At 71.3% G+C, this 14042-nt stretch carries 11 protein-coding genes; 3 read left to right on the top strand and 8 right to left on the bottom strand.

Annotated features, from left to right (window positions below; translation table 11 throughout):
* Positions 1 to 12: 12 nt before the first annotated feature.
* The 5 genes from ACTMTF_RS19540 to ACTMTF_RS19520 form a co-directional block, all read right to left on the bottom strand.
* Positions 13 to 909 carry a DNA-3-methyladenine glycosylase family protein gene (locus tag ACTMTF_RS19540; RefSeq protein ID WP_441111962.1) on the bottom strand — a complete coding sequence of 299 codons (897 nt, stop codon included), beginning with the start codon at positions 907 to 909 and terminating at the stop codon, positions 13 to 15.
* A 56-nt stretch (positions 910 to 965) separates the two neighbouring features.
* A complete protein-coding gene (locus ACTMTF_RS19535) occupies positions 966 to 2045 on the bottom strand; it encodes a sugar phosphate nucleotidyltransferase (protein WP_441111961.1) in 1080 nt (359 codons plus the stop codon).
* Positions 2046 to 2077: 32 nt separating this feature from the next.
* Positions 2078 to 3133: a glycosyltransferase family 4 protein gene (locus tag ACTMTF_RS19530; RefSeq protein ID WP_441111960.1), complete on the bottom strand. Its 1056-nt coding sequence runs from the start codon at positions 3131 to 3133 to the stop codon at positions 2078 to 2080.
* Positions 3134 to 3290: 157 nt separating this feature from the next.
* Entirely contained in the window at positions 3291 to 4166 is an 876-nt protein-coding gene (locus tag ACTMTF_RS19525) for a lysylphosphatidylglycerol synthase domain-containing protein (RefSeq protein ID WP_441111959.1), read from the bottom strand.
* A 230-nt stretch (positions 4167 to 4396) separates the two neighbouring features.
* Positions 4397 to 5224 carry a methyltransferase domain-containing protein gene (locus tag ACTMTF_RS19520; protein WP_441111958.1) on the bottom strand — a complete coding sequence of 276 codons (828 nt, stop codon included), beginning with the start codon at positions 5222 to 5224 and terminating at the stop codon, positions 4397 to 4399.
* Between the two features lie 157 nt (positions 5225 to 5381).
* Between ACTMTF_RS19520 and ACTMTF_RS19515 the strand changes: the two genes are divergently transcribed.
* Positions 5382 to 6341, top strand: a complete 960-nt coding sequence (locus ACTMTF_RS19515) for a lysylphosphatidylglycerol synthase domain-containing protein (protein WP_441111957.1) — start codon at positions 5382 to 5384, stop codon at positions 6339 to 6341.
* Here the strand turns inward: ACTMTF_RS19515 and ACTMTF_RS19510 are convergent.
* From ACTMTF_RS19510 to ACTMTF_RS19500, 3 genes are all read right to left on the bottom strand, one after another.
* Positions 6242 to 7303: a glycosyltransferase family 4 protein gene (locus ACTMTF_RS19510; RefSeq protein WP_441111956.1), complete on the bottom strand. Its 1062-nt coding sequence runs from the start codon at positions 7301 to 7303 to the stop codon at positions 6242 to 6244. The genes ACTMTF_RS19515 and ACTMTF_RS19510 overlap by 100 nt on opposite strands.
* A 1-nt stretch (position 7304) precedes the next feature.
* Positions 7305 to 8234 carry a glycosyltransferase family 2 protein gene (locus ACTMTF_RS19505; protein WP_441111955.1) on the bottom strand — a complete coding sequence of 310 codons (930 nt, stop codon included), beginning with the start codon at positions 8232 to 8234 and terminating at the stop codon, positions 7305 to 7307.
* 69 nt (positions 8235 to 8303) lie between these two features.
* On the bottom strand, positions 8304 to 10529 hold the full coding sequence (locus ACTMTF_RS19500) for a hypothetical protein (protein ID WP_441111954.1): 2226 nt from the start codon (positions 10527 to 10529) through the stop codon (positions 8304 to 8306).
* 129 nt (positions 10530 to 10658) lie between these two features.
* On the opposite strand from ACTMTF_RS19500, the gene ACTMTF_RS19495 reads away from it, so the two are divergent.
* Entirely contained in the window at positions 10659 to 12212 is a 1554-nt protein-coding gene (locus tag ACTMTF_RS19495; protein ID WP_441111953.1) for a hypothetical protein, read from the top strand.
* A 144-nt stretch (positions 12213 to 12356) separates the two neighbouring features.
* A complete protein-coding gene (locus ACTMTF_RS19490; RefSeq protein WP_441111952.1) occupies positions 12357 to 13973 on the top strand; it encodes an LCP family protein in 1617 nt (538 codons plus the stop codon).
* Positions 13974 to 14042: the final 69 nt, after the last annotated feature.

The following is a 14042-nucleotide window of genomic DNA, read 5'->3' as shown; positions in this document are numbered from 1 at the left end:
CAGGGGCCGTGGTCAGAAGGAACGGTAGTCGCGCGCGGCCATCCTGGGCCCGCGCGCGGGCGGGCGCAGACCCGTCAGCATGATGAGGAGGGTGGCCCGATGCCGGTGTCCCCGGTACGGCTCCAGCAGCCGCATCATGCCGGGATCGTCCGTCTTCTCCCCCGTCAGCGCGTAGCCGACCATCTTGGCCAGGTGAAAGTCGCCGACGCTGACCGCGTCCGGATCCCCGAAGGCGCGCTGCCGCACCTCGGCGGACGTCCACACGCCGACCCCCGGCAGGGCGCGCAGCAGCCGGTCGAGCTCCTCGCTGGTGGCGGCGGCCTCCAGCTTGGCGGCGTGCCAGGCGGCGGTGGCGATGGTCCTGGCGCGCACCGCCTCGGCCCCGGCCTGATGCCAGTGCCAGCTCGGGATCTCCCGCCACACGGACGGCTCGGGCACGACCCACATCCCCTCGGGCGCGGGCCCCGGCGCCGGCTCGCCGTACTTCCGCAGCAGCCACCGCCACGCCCGCCACGCCTCACGCCCGACGACCTTCTGCTCCAGTACGGCCGGCACCAGCGCCTCCATGACCCGGGCCGTCCTGCCGATGCGCAGCCCCGGATGCTTCCTGGCCACGTCGTCCAGCACCGCGTGCCGCACCCTGAAGCCGGAGACGTCGTCGTCGGCGCCGAGCAGCGCGGGCAGCCGGTCCAGCATCCACGCGGCCCCCGGCCCCCAGGCGCGCCCGTGCACCTCCCGGTGGACGAGCGTCACCTTGAGCGTGGCGGGGCCGTCCGGGGTGCGCGTGGTGCGCCAGACGGCCCCGTCGAGCGTCTGGCGCCAGGCCGGGTCGCCGGAGCCGCGCTTGTGGGGAGCCATCGCCATCCCCACGTCAAGCGGCCCCTCGGGCACCCAGACGCGCTCCATCATCCGTCCAGTGTGCCCGCTACCGACCGCACGCCGCGCGCCGGCGTGGTCGCTGCCGGTCAGACGTCGCTCGAGTAGCGGACCGCGCGCTCGGGCAGCTCCACGCCCGGCCAGATGCGCACGCCGGCCTGCAGCTCGTTGCCCGGCCCGACGACCGCGCCGTCGCCGATGACCGCGTCGCGCACCACCGTGCCCGCGCAGACCCGCGCCCCCCGGCCCAGCACCGAATCGGTCACCCGCGCGCCGGACTCGACCACGCAGTCGTCGCTCAGCACCGAGCCGATGACGATGGCGCCCGCCTCGACGATGGTCCGGGCGCCCACGGCCGTGCCGCCCTGGACCTTGGCCTCCGGCGAGACGACCGAGCCGGGCAGGGCGAGGTATTCGCCCGTGGGCCCCGGCAGGGCGGGTGAGGCCAGCCGGCCGAGCACCAGGTCGCGCGAGCCCTGGACGAACGCGGCGGGCGTGCCGACGTCGAGCCAGTAGGTCCGGTCGGCGTAGCCGAGCACGAGCCGGCCCGACTCGATGAGTCCGGGGAAGGTCTCCCGCTCCACCGACACGACCTCGTCACGCGGGATCTGGTCGATGACCGACCGGGTGAACACGTAACAGCCGGCGTTGATCCGATTGGTGACCGGATTGGGGGTCTTCTCCAGGAACGCCGTCACCCGGCCGTCGTCGTCCGTGGGGACGCAGCCGAACCGGGTCGGATCCTCCACCTCCGTCAGATGGAGCGTTACAGCGGCGTCACGATCGAGGTGCCCGCGCACCTGCTCGCCGATGTCGTGACCGGACAGGATGTCGCCGTTGAGCACCAGGACCGGGTCACCGGGCCCGGCGGACAGCGCCTGCGCCGCGTTGCGGATGGCACCGCCGGTGCCCAGCGGCGTCTCCTCGGTCATGTACTCGATCGAGAGCCCGAACGCGGACCCGTCACCGAACTCCGGCTCGAACATCGACGCCTTGTACGAGGTGGCGAAGACGATCCGGCGTACGCCGAACGAATGGGCCCGTGCCAGTTGGTGGGCCAGGAAGGGCACTCCGGCGGTCGGCAGCAGCGGCTTCGGCGTGCCCAGCGTCAGTGGACGCAGGCGCGTGCCCTGCCCCCCGACCAGGAGGATCGCCTCTAGGTCTGGCAAAGAGCTCTCCATAACTTTGGGAGGGTAGCGAACTATTCGATCGCGCGTTGATAAGAACTGAGGTGCGCTTCGGCCGAAGCTTCCCAGGTGAATTCGCGTGCTCTCGCCAGCCCTGCCTCCCGCAATTGCCGTCTCCTGTCCGGTGAAGCCAGAAGCTGGGCCAGCGCGGTGGCGATGCTGTCGGCGTCCGGTTCACTGTAGGCGACCGCGTCCCCGCCCACCTCTGGCAGCGACGTGCGGTGGGTGGTCAGCACGGGCGCGCCGCAGGCCATCGCCTCCAGCACGGGCAGGCCGAACCCCTCGCCCCTGGACGGGAAGGCGACCACGAGCGCCCCGCCGAGGAAGCCGGGCAGGTCGGGCGCGTGCAGGTAACCAGGGCGCACGACCTTGACGGTGGCCTCGACCTCGCGGCAGGCGGCGTCCACGTCGTCCTCGTGCACGCCGCCGCCGAGCACCAGCGCGGGCGGGTCGGCCAGCCCTTTGACGGCGGCGGCGAAGCCGCGGATCAGGTTTGGAACGTTCTTGCGCGGGTCAAGCGCGCCCAGGAAGGCGACGTACGGCTGGCCGTGCAGGCCGCACCTGCTGACCGCCCGCTGGATCTCGGCCTCGCTCGGGGCGTGGAACTGCTCCTGGTCGACGCCGTGGTAGGCGACGTCGATGCGGGTGGGGTCGGCGGCGAGCACCCGCACCAGCTCGTCCCTGGTGGCCTTGGAGGGCACGATCACCCGGTTGGCGTGCCGTACGGCGGTGCGGGTGGCCGAGCGGAAGAACGAGGCCCTGGAGGGGCTGTGCTGCTCGGGCTCGGTGAACCAGGTGACGTCGTGCACCGTCACGACCGTCCGCACGCCCGAGCGGAGCGGGATGGAGTAGTAGGGGGCATGGATCACGTCGGCGCCGACCCGGCGGGCGAGCAGCGGCAGGCCGGTCTGCTCCCAGGCGAGCCTGGCCGCCCGGTTGGTCAGCGAGACGGGCCCGGGAATCACCCGGGCCGACGGCGCGATCGCGGTGTATCGCTCGGCGTCCGCCCGCTGGCAGACCACCGCGAGATCGGCGCCCGCCCGGTCGAGCGCCCTCACCAAACCGTCCACATACCTGATCAAGGCACCGCGGTCCGCGGGAACCGCGGCCGCATCGACGAGCACTCGAGGCATTACGGTGATCTTCTCCCCTCAAGATCAACGTGGGATCTGGTGTCCCCCCTCTATTTCCAGCTTATGACCAGCCTCCCCTAAATCGTGTGCCAAATCACACTGAGTCGCGACGTGCCGAGATTCCCGCCAATCCAGCACAGAGCAAATCGCCAAGAATGATGACAATTCTGGAACAAAGGGCCACGGCGATGGCCTGACCAGCGTCCATGACGGGCGCGAGGACGGCCACCATGGCGACCTCCCGCACCCCTGCTCCGGCCGGCACGACGAACGTCATGATGCCCAGACACCACGACAGCGCGAACGCCCCCATGGCGAACACCAGCCCCGCCTCGGGGGCGACGAAGAACAGGTGGACGCCGTAACAGCCCCAGCCGAGCAGCGCCCAGCCGAGCGCGGTCAGCATCCCGCGCCGGGTGAGCGGCCGCTCCAGCGGCTCGCGCTTGAGCTTGCGCAGCCCGAAGCCGATCAGGCCGTTGATCACCCTGGGCTCCAGCAGCACCAGGAGCACCGGGACGAAGAGCAGCAACCAGCCGAACCGGTCCCAGCCCAGCGCCCCGAGCGCGACCAGCAGGCCGCTGGCGAGCTGGATCGGCATCATCAGGAAGAACGCCGCCGCGCTGCGCGGCCGTGGCACCCCGAGGTCGCGCCCCATCTCCATCTGGGCGAGCATCGGCCACACGGCGCCGGGGATGTACTTGCCGAGCTGGCCCACGAAGAACACCTTCGCCGCGGGCCGCAACGGCAGCGGCGAGCCCAGGTCGGCCAGCAGGGTGCGCCAGGTGAGCATGGCCCCGAGCAGCGCCGCCACGACGGCGACCAGCGACCCGGCGAGCATCGGCCAGCTCAGCGCGGCGAACCCGGCGACCACCGCGTCCCACTGCGAGGCCACGGCGTACGCGCCGAACCCCAGCGCCACAAGAAGGAACCCGACCCGCACCGCCCTGCGCACCACCACCCCCTTGCGCATGGCCCTCCCCCCACGGCCACCGGCCCCGGCCTCCGGCCCAGCGACCGCCTGCGGGTCGGCGCCGGACGCCGCCGGCCCGAGGTCACTGACCGATATATCGTGACCTGGCCCGGGGTGACCTGACTCAGGGCGACCCGCCGTACTGGAGTGGTCCGCTGTCCTTTCGGGACGGCCCGCCGTACGAGAGTTGTCCGCTGTCCTTTCGGGACGGCCTGCCGTACCGGAGTCGCTCACAGGGGGCGGACCCGTTCGGGAGGCTGCGGGAGGGCGGCGCCCGCCGGGCGGCGCGGCGTCTTGGTCGCCACCCACAGGTAGGTCGGCACGAGCGGCAGGAGCAGCCGCAGCACCGCGCGCGGCGTGCGGGCCAGGACCGTCCGCGCCACCCGCCCCAGCGCGCCGGGGAACAGCTCGGACCCGGCGAAGCGGGTCGGCGTCGCCAGCACCGGGAAGGTGTAGTCCCACACGTGGAAGTCCCGCAGCATCCTGCGCAGCCCGCGCCGGGTGCGGAAGCGCTCGTAGTAGTGGTCGGCGCGGCCGGAGGCGCGCACGTAGCGGTCGGCCAGCGCGGGCGGCAGATAGGACAGGAACGGCAGCTTGTAGTGCGGCTCCATGACCCCGAGCCGGTTGCCGAGGCCCAGGTAGAGGGCGCCGTCGTCGGAGAGCACCCGGTGCATCTCGGCCACCACCGCGTCGGGGTCGACCACGTGCTCGTAGATGTGGTTGAAGACCAGCACGTCGATCGAGCCGTCCGGGAACGGCAGCGCGGTGCCGTCGCCGCAGACGAACGCCACCCGCTCGCCGAACCGGTCGGCCGCCTTGCGCAGCCCCGGCACGTCGATGTCGATGCCGAGCGTGTGCTTCGCCCCGGCCGCGGCGAGCTCGTCGGCGATGAAGCCGGCCGAGCAGCCCACGTCACCCACGGTCAGCCCGCCGAGCGGCCCCTGGAAGTGCTCCAGCACCGCGATGATCTTCGCGGCCTTGCGCCGGCGCTTCGCCTCGTCGAGCATCGCCGACTGGAACTCGGAGTAGGCCAGCTGCGCGACCCGTTGCTTTCCCACGCCGCCCAACAGTACCCGCGCTCGCCGCCGTCAGCCGTCCCTCAGCGTTGATACGGTGACCCGCCGGAGCAGGATGTGGACCTCTGGCGGCCTGGCGAAGCCGGTTCGACCTGGGAAGAGCTGGCTCGGCCCGGTGCGGCGCGCGTACCCTGGCCGGATGATCCGCCGCCTGCTGCGCGTCGTCCTCGCCCTGGTCGCGCTCGGTTTCCTGGGCTACGCCCTGGCCCGCAACTGGGACGACACGCGGGCGGCGGTGGCGCAGATCTCGCCGTGGGCGGTGCTCGGCGCGTTCGTCGCGGTGCTGCTCGGCCAGTTCTGCATGCTGCTGGCCTGGCGCGCGGTCCTCGCGGGGCTGGGGTCGCCGCTGCCGGTACGGGTGGCTGGGCGGATCATGTTCGTGGGCCAGCTGGGCAAGTACATCCCGGGCGCCGTCTGGGCCTACGCCGCCATGATGGACCTCGGCCGCGACCACGGCAGCCCGCCGCGCAGGACGTTCGCGTGCATCTCACTGGCGCTGGTGATCAACCTCGGGGTCGGCATCGCGCTCGCCGCCACGACCCTGGCGACGCAGGAGGTCGTGCGGCAGGCGTGGTATCTGCTGCTGTTCGTGCCGGTGATCGCCGTCTGCCTGCATCCCAAGGTGCTCACCTGGGGTCTCAACCTGGCGCTGCGGCTGGCGCGCAGGCCGACGCTCGACAGTGTGCTGCCGGGCCGCACGGTGCTGATCGCGGTGGCGTGGACGGCGCTCGGCTGGTTCGTGTACGGCCTGCACACCACCATGCTCGCGGGCCGGTGGGACCTGTATGTGATCGCGACCGGCGCGTACGCGTTCGCCTGGGCGACCGGGCTGCTCACCTTCGTGGTGCCCGCCGGGGTGGGGGTGCGGGAGGGCGCGCTGGTGCTCGTGCTGGCGCCGATCATCACCACCGGTCCGGCCTTCGCGGTGGCGGTGCTGTCGCGGCTGGCGTTCACGCTGGCCGACGCGGCGGCGGCCGGACTGGCGTTGCTGCTGGGGCGTCAGGCGTCCAGGAGCGTGGCCGTGTACGCCGACCAGAAGGGCGCGGGATCGACCGCCTTGACGCCCGACCGCAACCTCTCCGGCTCGCCGGACGCGTAGAACCTCTCGATCGTCCGCCTGAGCGCGTCGACGTCGTCCGGCTCCACCAGCAGGCCGTCGACGCCGTCCCTGACATGGTCGGCGAGCGCGCCGACGCGGGTGGCGATCACCGGCACGCCGTGCTCGTGGCCGAGCCACACGTTCTGGCTGGCGGTGGCGTTGCGGTAGGGCAGGACGAGCGCGTCCGCCTCGGCGAACAGCTTGGGCACGTCGTCGGCGGCCACGTAGCCGGGCCGCAGGTCCACCCGGTCGCCGATCCCCAGCTCGCCGATCAGCTCCCTGGTGGCGTCCAGCCCGCCCCAGAACTCCCCCGCCACGGTCAGGCCCACGCCGTCGGGCAGCGCCCGCAGCAGCACGTCAAGCCCCTTGTACGGCCGGACGATGCCGAAGAACAGCAGCCGGTGGTGCACCTCGTCGGAGCGTCCCGCGTGGGTGGAGGGCAGGTGCGGCGGCAGCGGCGCCACGCTCACCGGCCCGCCGGTCAGCTCCCTGGCCAGCTCCGCCTGCTGACCGGAGTGGGTCAGCACCCCGTCGACGCGCTTGAGCAGCGCCTTCATCAACGGCCTGTCGTACGGCTTGCGCTCGTGCGGCAGCACGTTGTGGCAGAGGGCGACGGTCCTCGCCTTGCGGCCTATGCCGTACAGAATCCCCAGGTACGCGGGGACCTGCACGGGGCTGAGGACGGCCAGGATCACCAGGTCGGCCGCGCGCAGCCGACGGCCGGCGGCCACCCACCCGTCGGGCCGGCGCCAGTCGAGGACGCGCTCGGTCTTCGGGTAGGGGGTGCCCTCGGGGGCGTCGATGGTCTGCTGCCCCGGATAGAGGAACGACGGATACTGCGCCTTCCACGACTCGATCACCACGTCGTGGCCGAGCGCCGCGAGCCGGTGCGCCAGCTCGGTGGTGTGCTGGGCCCCGCCCCCCTTGTACGGATAGGTGGGGCCGACGACGGCGATCCGCACGCTACTCGCCCCGCGACCGCACGATCAGGTCGGCCAGCAGCGCCACCGACCCGATGAGCATGCCCGACAGGAAGATCATCACGGTGTTGGCCGGGAAGTAGAAGGGGTGCTGGATCATGTCCCACACGCCCTTGGCGAGCCCGATCGTCACCAGCCAGAGGGCCGGCGGCATGAGCACCTTGAGCGGGTTGAAGTACATGATCATCCGCAGCACCTGCAGGATGTAACGGTAGGCGTCGGACACGAAGCTGAACTTCGACTTGCCCGCCCGCTTGGCGTAACCGATCGGCAGGTAATAGACGTCATGCTGGTTGGACAGGAACGACAGCGTGATCGTCGTGACGCAGGAGAACCCGGGCGGCAGCAGCCGCAGATAGGGCTTGGCCACCGACTTGCGGAAGGCCCGCAGCCCCGAGTTGAGGTCCGGGATCTTCTGCCCGGCGAGCTTCTCCGCCACCTTGCGGATCACCCACTTGGCCGGCACCCGCAGCAGCTTGTGCGAGCCCTCCTCGGAGGTGCGCGCGCCGACCACCTGGTCGACCGTCTGATCCTTCTCCAGGATCTGCACCAGCTCGGGGATGCGCTCGTTGGGGTAGGTCATGTCCGCGTCGGTCCACACGACGATCTCGCCCTTGGCCTCCTGCGTGCCGATCCTGCGCACGGTGCCGGAGCCGCCGTTGCGGTGGAACGCGCGGATGCGCAGATGGGGATAGTCGGCTGCGGCCTCCTGCAGCCTGGCCAGCGTCTGGTCGGTGGAGCAGTCGTCCACGGCGACCAGCTCGTAGGTGTAGCCGCTGGAGTCCATGGCCTTGGTGATGCGCTCTACCTCGGCCACGACGTGATCCTGCTCGTTGTAACACGGCAGGACGATGGTGACGTAGGGCGCCTCTTCCACGGTGGATCCACTCTGGGGGGTCTCAAGCGTGCTCACGTGCGTCGAGGGTACTCTGCCCGGACAGGGCCTGGGTGCACATCGGGTCGCGGTGGTGACACCGTGGGGTCAGGCCACCGCCATCCACACGTTGATCCGCAGCGACCAGGTGCCGTTCGGCCGCTCGGTCAGCGAGCGCTCGTCCTGACGCGTCACCAGGGCCATGACCTGCGACGCCGTGCCGTACGGCGAGACCTGGCCGCGCTCGGCGCCGAGCACGACAGGGGTCCTGCCCACCGCGCGCACCCGCTCGATCAGACGGCGTACGTCTCGTTTCGAAGCCGTGTCCCCGGTGACGCGCTCGACCATCGCGACCGGGACGCCGCACCTCCCGCGCACCACCTGGGTGAACCGGTCCCCTGTGACCCGCTCCACCATCAGCACGGAGGCGTCCGGCGGGATCCGCGCGCACAATGCCGCCACCGCCGCCTCCTCCCCCCGCTCGACCGGGGTGAACGCGGTGCCGATCGAGGTCACGATCGGCGGCGCCAGCAGGAGCAGCACGCTCACAGGGGCGATCCAGCGCTGGAACCGCCTGCCGCGCCCCCGCTCGCGTAGCCACCCGGCCCCCCAGACGGCCAGCAGGATCAGACCCGGAATCACGATCGGCACCAGGCGGCGGGCGGCCCACGGATGGTCGGGGGTGATCTCCGGCCGGAGCAACGTGGTGACCGTCGTCCAGCCGATGACCGCCAGCGGCAGCAGCCACTCGGGCGCGCCGCCCTTCAGCAGCCTGCGCACCAGCACGGCCGCCGCCAGGGTGGCGAGCACGAGCGCGGGGACGCCGATGTACCAGGCCACCCAGTGCAGCGAGTTCTCGAAGTAGAGGCGCGTGCCGTCGATCGGCAGCCCGTTGGCCTTCTGGATCTCCTCGATGAAGGTGTGGGTGCGCCAGTCCTCGTCGTTGTCAGGCTCACGGCGCACGGTCTGCAGCCACGGCCGTACGGCCAGCCCGGCCATCACCAGCACCGCCAGGACCGCGCCCGCCTCGGGCAACCGGCGCGGCAGCCGGACCCGGGCCAGCAACGGCGCGGTGACCGTACCGGCGAGAGTGAGCAGCAGCACGGCGGCGCAGATCAGCAGCAGGGGCTCCACCGAGCGGGACAGATAGTCCAGGTACGGCCGGGCCAGCAGCTGAGCGGCCAGCAACCCGACCCCCACCCCGGCGACGAGCCCGGCCAGCAACGCCCCACCCAGCCCGCCGCTCCAGGGCACCCACCGGCCTGGTGCCGCTCTGGCCAGTCTGGCGAGCGCGATCAGCAGGCCGGCGAACGCCAGCGCGGGCAGGACGTCGCGCAGCCCGTCCACCCTGACCAGCACGCACAGGCCGAACACCAGCCCGGCCAGCGCCATCTGCAGCCGCCCGGTCCACGACGCCACCCAGCGACCCGCCCTCTGGACGGACCCGCCGTCCAGCCCGCCCCCCGCCGCTCGAGCACCCCCATCACGCACACCGCCATCCGGTACGACTCCGCCACGGGAGTCGCCGGCCGGTGGGGTTCGGTGGAGGGCGTCGTGGATCAGGATCAGGCCGCCGAACAGCAGGATCATCGACGGGATCTCGCTGAACGTCGTCCGCGAGGTGTAGAGGACCGGCATGCAGACCGCGAACGCCAGCGCGGCCGGAGCCGCCCAGCCGCCCCCGGCCAGCCGGGCCACCAGCCCGGCGAACGCCAGCACGGCCAAGGCGCCCAGCACGGCGGGCGTCACGAGCAGCCCGCCGAGCCACTCGCCGACGGCGAACAGCATCGGCGCGCCGGGCATGAACTGCGGCACGACCGCCCCGTCGACCGCGTAGAACCCCACGCTGTGGAAGATCAGGCCGGGATCGGCCCCGCCGAACGCCTCCGCACCCGACGGGATCGGCAGCGAACCGTGCTCGGCGAGCCAGATGGCGTACTGCGCGTAGGTGCCGGGGTCGCGCCTGACGGCGAGCTGCTCACTGTGCATGACCGCGTTGAACACGCCGGACCCGGCCGCCACGGCGATCACCCCGGCGACCTGCCAGGCGGTGGCCTGGCCGGTGCTTCGACCGACACTTTGCGCAGCGCTCTGGGCGGCGCTTTGACCGACACGTTGCGCGGTGCCCGTGTGGCGCGCCACCGCCCAGCACAGCAGCGCGACGACGGGCAGCCCGATCAGGAACGCCGGAAGGGGCCGGTAGACGCCCAGCAGGAGCAGCGGCAGCCCAGCCAGCAGCCAGCCGGCCACGGCGGCCGCGGGCAGCACCGTGACCACGGCGAGCACCCGGTCCGCCGTCGGCCTGCGCGTCTGGTGCAGCCGGGCGAGTTCCATCGGAGAGCGAGCGTATCCAACCTCACGATGACGGTCGCCTGGTCAAAGCCCGGTAGGTTACGCCACGTGCCCATGGAGCCGGGGGACGGTCGCACGGGTGACATGCCCGTCGAGCCGGAGGACGTACAGGTGAGTGGTCGCACGGACGACATGCCCGTCGAACCGGAGGACGCACGGGCCAGCAGCCGCACAGACGACGCGCGGGTGGGTGACCAGGCCGGTCCGGACCGGGGTGACACCCGGCGGCCGTTCGCCGCCGGAGCCTTCGTGCGGCGGCATGGGTGGTTCCTGGGGGTGCTGGCCATGGGCGCGGCGCTGCGCGGGCTCGCGATGCTGGGCTACCGCCCGGCGCTGTGGTTCCCCGACACCTACACCTACATCGTCACCGTCTTCAAGCCGCGCCCCGACCTGGTGCGGCCCGCCGGTTACTCGATGTTCCTCAAGCTGCTGGAGCCGTTCCACGCCTTCGGCCTGGTCGCCGCCGTACAGCATCTGCTCGGGCTGGCCACCGCGGCCCTGATCTACTGGGCGGCGCTGCGGGGGGCCCGGCGCCGGTGGGCGACGCTCGCCGCGACGCCCGTGCTGCTGGACGCCTACCAGGTGCAGCTGGAGCACCTGCTGGTCTCCGACACGCTGTTCATGTTCCTGATCGTGCTGGCCGTGGCGCTCAGCCTGGCGGACCGGCCCAAGCTCGTCACGATCGGCCTGCTGCTGGCCGCCGTCACCCTCACCAGGACCGTCGGCCAGCCGCTGATCCTGCTCCTGGCGGCCTGGTTCGTGCTGCGCAGGCAGATCCGGCCCGCCGGGGTGCTGCTCGCGGCGGCGCTGGTGCCCGTGGTCGCCTACGGCGCCTGGTTCTACGCCACCTACGAGCGCGTCGGCATCATCGGCGCGAACGGCGTCTTCCTGTATGCCCGGACGATGTCGTTCGCGGACTGCGCCCGGATGGATCCGCCGCCCGACCTGCGGGTGCTGTGCGATCCCCGGCCGGCCGAGCAGCGGCCGCCCTCCCAGGAGTACATCTGGGCCAAGGACGCGCCGCTGGTGGCGTTGCCCGGCATCACGTTCACCCAGGAGACCGACGAGCTGGCGGCCAGGTTCGCCGCGCTGGCGATCCGCACGCAGCCGCTGGACTACGCCGGCTCGGTGCTGTCGGAGCTGGGGCGTTCGTTCGTGTGGGGCCGCCCGGTCTATCCCGACCAGGAGATCTACGACTACTACCAGTTCCCCGTGACCCCGCCGGGCCCGCCGGGGCGGTACGCGGCGCAGCTCGGCGTCGACTATTCGCAGCAGTACGAGCGCGGGGCGATCGGCACCACCATCGCCGAGCCGTACGCGGGCTGGATGCGGGCCTATCAGGACGTGGCGCGGCTGCCCGGCGCCGTGCTGCTCGCCGCCCTGCTCGTCCCGCCCGCCCTGGCGGCCGGTCGCGTCATGTACGGCAGGCGGTGGACCCCCCGGGGCAGGCGTCGCGCGGCCAAGCCGTCCGGCGTCCCTGGTCCGGCCCCGTGGCTCCTGCCGTGGACGACCGCCGTTGTGCTGTTGGTCACTCCGGCGGCGGCGGCCGAGTTCGACTACCGTTACGTGCTGCCGGCCGTCCCGCTGGCCTTTCTGGCGGCAGCCCTAGCCTGCGGAAAGCGTAAAAACTTTCTCATTGGTATCTCACGAAATGTCCGACTCTGAGTATGCTTTGGGCCACCGATATCACGCCTGGGTCACGGTCGATTGCATCGGTCACGGCGACGGGTACGCCGTACGTGACCTAGTCTCTTGGCGCAGTACGACCAAGCCAGCGCGGAGAGCGTAGCGAACGAGGCTAGGGGGCGCATGAGCGACTACAGAAGCGTGTCCACCCAGGACCGCCGGGTCGCCCCGCCACAGCCCGGCAGCCGGATGGCCCGCAGGCAGGCAGCAGCGGCCGGCCCGCCCGAAGAGCCGCCCACGCGGGGCCACCGGGTCAAGGGCGACAACGGCGGCGGCAAGATGCGGATGCTCGCCTGGGTCAGCATCGCCGCCACCTCCGTCATGGTCATCGGATCCCTGACCGGCTACACGCTCTACCGCGACGCTTTCGGCAACATCAACCAGAAGAGCGTCAAAGCCGACATCATCACGCCACGCCCCGAGGACAAGGGCGCGCTCAACGTCCTGCTCGTCGGCTCCGACACCCGCGCGGGCGAGGGGAACGCGAGATACGGCCAGGAGCTCGCCAGGACCGCCGACGCCGGCGGCAAGCGCACCGACACGATCATCGTCCTGCATCTGTCACCCAACCGCGACCGGGCACAGCTGATCAGCTTCCCGCGTGACTCGATGGTGCAGATCCCCAAGTGCAAGAACGAGTCGACCAAGCAGGAGATGCCGCCCCAGCGAGCGATGATCAACTCCGCCTACAACTCGGGCGGCATCGCGTGCACGATCTCGACGATCGAGACGCTCACCGGCATCCGGGTCAACCACTTCGTCGAGATCGACTTCAGCGGCTTCAAGAACATCGTGGACGCGCTCGGCGGCATCGAGATCTGCCTCAAGTCCGGCGTCAACGACAAGAAGGCCAAGCTGGTGCTGCCCCCCGGCAAGAGCCTGCTCGACGGCGAGATGGCGCTGGGCTACGTGCGGCTGCGCAACTACGGCGACGGCAGCGACATCCAGCGCATCAAGCGGCAGCAGAACTTCCTCAGCAAGGTGGTCGCCAAGGCCACCAGCACCGACCTGCTCACCAGCCCCGGCAAGCTCACCGGCTTCATCAAGGCCGCGGCCGGCTCGGTGACCATGGACCCGGAGCTGGCCAACGACCCCGAACAGCTCATCGAGATCGCCACCAGCGCCAAGGAGCTGACCACGGGCGACGTGAAGTTCACCACCATTCCGTGGATCCCCGATCCCGAGGACAAGAACCGCGTGGTCTGGAAGCAGCCGGACGCCAGTGAGCTGTTCAACTCGATCGTCAACGACACCGAGATCCCGAAGATCTCGCCCTCTGAGAGTGGCAAGCCCAAGGTCACCATCAAGCCGGACCAGGTGCAGGTCCAGGTGCTCAACGGCACGACCACGGCGGGCAAGGCCCGCGAGGTGGCCGACCTGCTCACCAAGCAGGGCTTCAAGGTCACCGAGCTGGGCAACTTCCAGACCGCCGACGGCCAGAGCCTGGCCGCCACCGAGGTCCGCTACCCGAAGACGGCCGCCACCGGCGCCGACTACGCGGGTGTGCTGGCCGGTCAGGTGACGCCGAAGCCGGACGCCAAGGCGGGCAAGGCCAAGGCCGCCACCAGCGAGCCCTACAGCGCGGCCACGACGGTCCCGGCCGGCACGGCGACGAAGAAGGCGCCGGTGATCCAGCTCATCGTCGGAGCCGACTTCGAGACGGTCAAGGTGACCAAGCTCCCCGACAGCGTCGAGAAGTCCACGACCACCGCGTCGGAGCAGAAGAGCGTCTGCGTGTGACCGTTCGCTGAGCGTCCGTCACGAACCAGAGCCGTCCGTGACAACCCTCCAAGTTCTCTGTGTAAGCAG

This window comes from Nonomuraea sp. ZG12 (assembly GCF_052068115.1).
Classification (GTDB): domain Bacteria; phylum Actinomycetota; class Actinomycetes; order Streptosporangiales; family Streptosporangiaceae; genus Nonomuraea.
The sequence above is the reverse complement of the archived record's forward strand: the minus strand, read 5'-3'. Positions and strand labels throughout refer to the sequence as shown.